Below are 4,710 nucleotides of genomic sequence, written 5' to 3'. Positions count from 1 at the left end.
CGCTTGGACGCCTCGGAATCCGCCCGGTGGCCGCCCCCTTCCGCGCCTGCGCCCTCCGCGCCCGCGGTGCCGCCTCCCGAACCGCCGTTCGCCGCCGCCGACTTGGCGGCCGCCCGTTCGCGGCGTCCGCTGAGCCACTCCCCGGCCCACTCCGGCGGGCTCTCCTCGGGCGCGGCCTGCTCACCGGCCCAGAGCAGCAGCAGCCCCAGCGCATGCTTGCAGGGGAACTTCCGGCTCGGGCAACTGCACTTGTAGCCCGGGCCCGCGCCCTGCGCCGTACCGGCGGAGCCGCCCGCACCGCCGGAACCGTCCGTGCCGTCGCCGGTGCCCGCGCCGCCGCCGAGGTCGATCACCGTGCGGTACGGCTTGCTGCCGCTCCCCTTGCACAGCCCCCACACGGCGCCGGCGCCCGAACCCGACTCCGACCACGGACCCGGTGACGAGAGCTTGCTTCCGGCCCGGCGTGACGCCTCGTCAGGAGCGAGCGCCAGGACTTCTTCCGCTGTCCAGCGGACCCCCTGTCCAGTCATGGTCCCGACCGTAGGGTCCGCCACTGACAATCGGCCGCCGCGAACTCCCCGTACAGGCGTTGTCGCAGGTCAGAGCGGGTTCACGGTCGGTGCGGACGGTGACTGTCAGTGGCGGGGTGCACGCTTGGCAGCACATCGACGCCATGTGTGGAGGGGGAGCTGTGACCGATTCCCGTGCAGGGGAGACCGAGGCCCGTGAGGCGCTGCGACCGCACGCCGAGGACGCCTTCGCCGACGAACTGCGGGCGCTGGCCGCGGCGGACGACAGGCCGCGCCCGGAGCGCTGGCGGCTGTCGCCGTGGGCGGTGTCCCTGTATCTGCTCGGCGGCGAGCTGCCCGACGGCACGGTGATCACACCGAAGTACGTGGGGCCGCGCCGGCTCGTCGAGGTGGCCGTCAGCACGCTCGCGACGGACCGTGCGCTGCTGCTGCTCGGCGTGCCGGGCACGGCCAAGACCTGGGTCTCCGAGCATCTCGCGGCGGCCGTCAGCGGTGACTCGACCCTGCTGGTGCAGGGCACGGCCGGCACCGCGGAGGAGGCGGTGCGCTACGGCTGGAACTACGCGCAGCTCCTCGCCCACGGCCCCAGCCGCGACGCCCTGGTGGCCAGCCCGGTGATGCGCGCGATGGCCGAGGGCAGGACGGCGCGGGTCGAGGAGCTGACGCGTATCCCGGCCGACGTGCAGGACAGCCTGATCACGGTGCTGTCGGAGAAGACGCTGCCCGTACCGGAGTTGGGCGAGGAGATCCAGGCCGTACGCGGCTTCAACCTCATCGCGACGGCCAACGACCGCGACCGGGGGGTGAACGAGCTGTCCAGCGCGCTGCGCCGCCGGTTCAACACCGTGGTGCTGCCGCTGCCCGAGACGGCGGAGGCCGAGGTCGACATCGTCGCGCGCCGCGTCGACCAGATCGGCCGCTCCCTCGACCTGCCCGCGGCGTCCGACGGAGCGGCGGAGATACGGCGCGTGGTGACGGTCTTCCGCGAACTGCGCGACGGCGTCACGGCCGACGGGCGTACGAAGATCAAGTCCCCGTCGGGGACGCTGTCCACGGCGGAGGCGATCTCCGTCGTGACGGGCGGCGCCGCGCTCGCGGCCCACTTCGGCGACGGCGTGCTGCGGGCGGGCGACGTGGCCGCGGGCGTGCTGGGAGCCGTCGTACGCGATCCGTCGTCGGACACGGTCGTGTGGCAGGAGTATCTGGAGTCGGTCGTGCGCGAGCGGGACGGCTGGAAGGACTTCTACCGCGCCTGCCGAGAGGTCTCCGCATGACGGCAGCGGACGGCGTCACGGGCGTGAGCGCGGAAGGCGCCACGGCTCAACGGAGGGGCGGGCCGCTGCTGTTGGGCGTACGGCACCACGGGCCGGGCTCGGCGCGGGCGGTGCTGCGGGCGCTCGAGGCGCACCGGCCGCGCGTGCTGCTGATAGAGGGGCCGCCCGAAGTGGACGGCATCGTCGCGCTCGCCGGGGACGAGACGATGCGCCCTCCGGTGGCGCTGCTCGCGCATGCCGTGGACGAGCCGGGGAGGGCGGCGTTCTGGCCGCTCGCCGGGTTCTCCCCGGAGTGGGTCGCCCTGCGGTGGGCGCTGGAGCATGACGTTCCGGTCCGCTTCATCGACCTGCCCGCCGCACATGCGCTGGCCCTCGCCCCGCGCGAGCGCGGCATGGACGAGGGGAGCGAGGGCGTCGGGGAGCGCGAAGGGGACGCCGACGGCGAGAGCGGTACGGGTGAAGAGGGCGGCGCCGACGCCGAGTCGAGCCCACGTCGCGCGGCGCGGGCCGTGCGTCTCGATCCGCTCGCCGTGCTCGCCGGGGCCGCCGGCTACGACGACGCGGAACGGTGGTGGGAGGACGTCGTCGAGCACCGCGGCGTCTCCGCCGGAGCCGACCCGTACGCCCCCTTCGACGAACTCGGCGCCGCCATGTCCGCGTTGCGCGAGCAGCACGCGGACGGCGCGCGGAGCGGAAACGACGACGGCGAGCGCGAGGGCGCGCGCCATGCCGGAGACCTTCACCGGGACGAGATCCGCGAGGCCCATATGCGGCTCCGACTGCGCGACGCCGTACGGGAGTTCGGCGCGGACGGGGTGGCGGTCGTCTGCGGTGCATGGCATGTCCCGGCGCTCGCCGCGAAGGCGCGGGTCGCCGACGACAAGCAGCGCCTCAAGGGCCTGCCGAAGGTCAAGGCGGAGATCACCTGGGTTCCGTGGACGCACCGCAGGCTCGCGCGCCGCAGCGGCTACGGCGCGGGCATCACCTCGCCCGGCTGGTACGGCCATCTCTTCGCCTCGCCCGACCGCGTCGTCGAGCGCTGGATGACGAAGGTGGCCCGGCTGCTGCGCGCCGAGGACCACGGGGTCTCCTCGGCGCACGTCATCGAGGCGGTACGGCTGGCCGACGCGCTCGCCGCGATGCGCGGCAGACCGCTGGCGGGCCTGACCGAGACCCTCGACGCCGTACGGTCCGTGATGTGCGAGGGCTCGGACGTGCCGCTCGCCCTCGTCCACGACAAGCTCGTCGTCGGGGACGTCCTCGGGGAGGTGCCGGAGGGAGCGCCGGCCGTTCCGCTTCAGCGCGACCTGACGCGGCAGCAGCGCAGACTCCGGCTCAAACCCGAGGCGTCCGAGCGGGAGTTGGACCTGGATCTGCGCGAGGAGACGGATTCGGCCCGCAGCCGTCTCCTGCACCGGCTGGGCCTGCTGGGCATCGACTGGGCGGTGCCGGCCCGCTCCCGTACGGGCAGCACCGGCACCTTCCGGGAGAGCTGGCGGCTGTGCTGGGAACCGGAGCTGTCGGTGCGTACGGCGGAGGCCGGGGTGTGGGGCACGACGGTCGAGGGCGCGGCCACCGCCAAGGCCGTCTCGCAGGCGGCCGATGCCACCGTTCTCGCGGAGGTCACGGGCCTCGCCGAGCGCTGTCTGCTCGCGGAGCTGCCGGAGGCGCTGCCGGTGGTCATGCGGGCGCTCGCGGACCGCGCCGCGCTGGACGCCGACGTCGGCAGGCTCGCCGAAGCCCTTCCGGCGCTGGTGCGTTCGGTGCGCTACGGCACCGTGCGCGGCACCGACTCGGCGGCGCTGACCGAGGTGGCGCACGGGCTGGCCGAGCGGGTCTGCGTCGGACTCCCGCCCGCGTGCGCGGGGCTGGACGCCGACGGCGCGGAGGCGATGCGCCGCCATATCGACTCCGTACACCGGTCGATGGCCCTGCTCGCCCGGCCGGAGGCCGCGGCTGAGCCGGACACCGGAGCGACGGATTCGGCGGGCGGAGCGGCCCCGGCGGACGGAACGGACTCCGCGGGCGTCCAGGCGCGCTGGCGCGCCGCGCTCCGCAAGCTCGCCGCGCGCGACCGGATACCGGGCCTGATCCGCGGCCGCTGCGTCCGACTGCTGCTGGACGACGCGCAGTTGACGCAGGAGGAGGCCGCGCGGCTGATGGGTCTGGCGCTCTCGCCGGGCACGCCGCCGCCCGAGGCGGCCGCCTGGATCGAAGGGTTCCTGGCCGGCGGCGGGGTGCTGCTCGTACACGACGAGCGGCTGCTCGCCCTCGTGGACGGCTGGCTGTCGTCGGTGCCGGACGACTCCTTCACGGACGTACTGCCGCTGCTGCGCCGGACGTTCGCCGCGTTCGAGGCCGGCGTACGGCGGACCGTGGGCGAACTGGTGCGGCGCGGCGGCCTGTCCGCGAGCGGTACGGACCCGTCGGACCCGTACGGCGCGGCGCCCGGCGAGGGGCGTCCGGGCGGCCCGGCACCGCAGCCGGTGCGTACCGGCTTCGGGTACGGACTGGACGCGGCGCGTGCCGACGCCGTGCTGCCGACGCTCCGGCTGCTGCTACGGGACGCGGCACCCCCGCACACCGCGCCGCCACAGGCCGAGCCACCGCACACGAAATCGCCGCACACCCAACCANCGCACACAGAGCCGGACTCGGGCCCGTACGCCCGAGAGACGGTCCAGGAGGGGGCGCCACGATGACCCGTACACCGGAGACGGCCGACCCGGTCGGCACATCCGCCTCGACGGGCGCGTCCACGCCGTCCGGCACGCCCGCACTCGCGCCCGCATCCGCGCCCGAACCCGCCGCCGACCGGCTGCGCCGCTGGCGTCTCGTGCTCGGCGACGGCGGCGCCGACGGCACCGGATGCGAACTGAGCGGCACGGACGCCGCCATGGACCGCA

The 4,710-nt window shown here is 75.0% G+C and carries 3 protein-coding genes and 1 pseudogene; 3 read left to right on the top strand and 1 reads right to left on the bottom strand.

Going from position 1 to position 4,710, the window contains the following annotated elements:
• Positions 1-530, bottom strand: a 530-nt coding sequence (locus AN218_RS11605) for an SWIM zinc finger family protein (RefSeq protein ID WP_171908653.1), incomplete at its 3' end; no start/stop codon positions are given.
• Between the two features lie 143 nt (positions 531-673).
• On the opposite strand from AN218_RS11605, the gene AN218_RS11600 reads away from it, so the two are divergent.
• From AN218_RS11600 to AN218_RS11590, 3 genes and pseudogenes are all read left to right on the top strand, one after another.
• The gene (locus AN218_RS11600) at positions 674-1,804 is read left to right on the top strand and encodes an ATP-binding protein (protein ID WP_070016775.1); all 1,131 of its coding nucleotides are present in this window, start codon (positions 674-676) and stop codon (positions 1,802-1,804) included.
• Positions 1,801-4,506 (top strand): DUF5682 family protein, encoded by a 2,706-nt coding sequence (locus AN218_RS11595; RefSeq protein ID WP_070016774.1) that lies wholly within the window; start codon positions 1,801-1,803, stop codon positions 4,504-4,506. The genes AN218_RS11600 and AN218_RS11595 overlap by 4 nt, the downstream gene beginning before the upstream one ends.
• Positions 4,503-4,710 (top strand): annotated as a pseudogene (locus tag AN218_RS11590) (hypothetical protein); the annotation flags it as partial. The gene AN218_RS11595 and the pseudogene AN218_RS11590, both read left to right, overlap by 4 nt.

It is taken from the genome of Streptomyces nanshensis, assembly GCF_001751255.1.
Lineage (GTDB): Bacteria > Actinomycetota > Actinomycetes > Streptomycetales > Streptomycetaceae > Streptomyces > Streptomyces nanshensis_A.
Note: the sequence above shows the minus strand (reverse complement) of the source record. Positions and strands in the feature narration are given on the sequence as shown.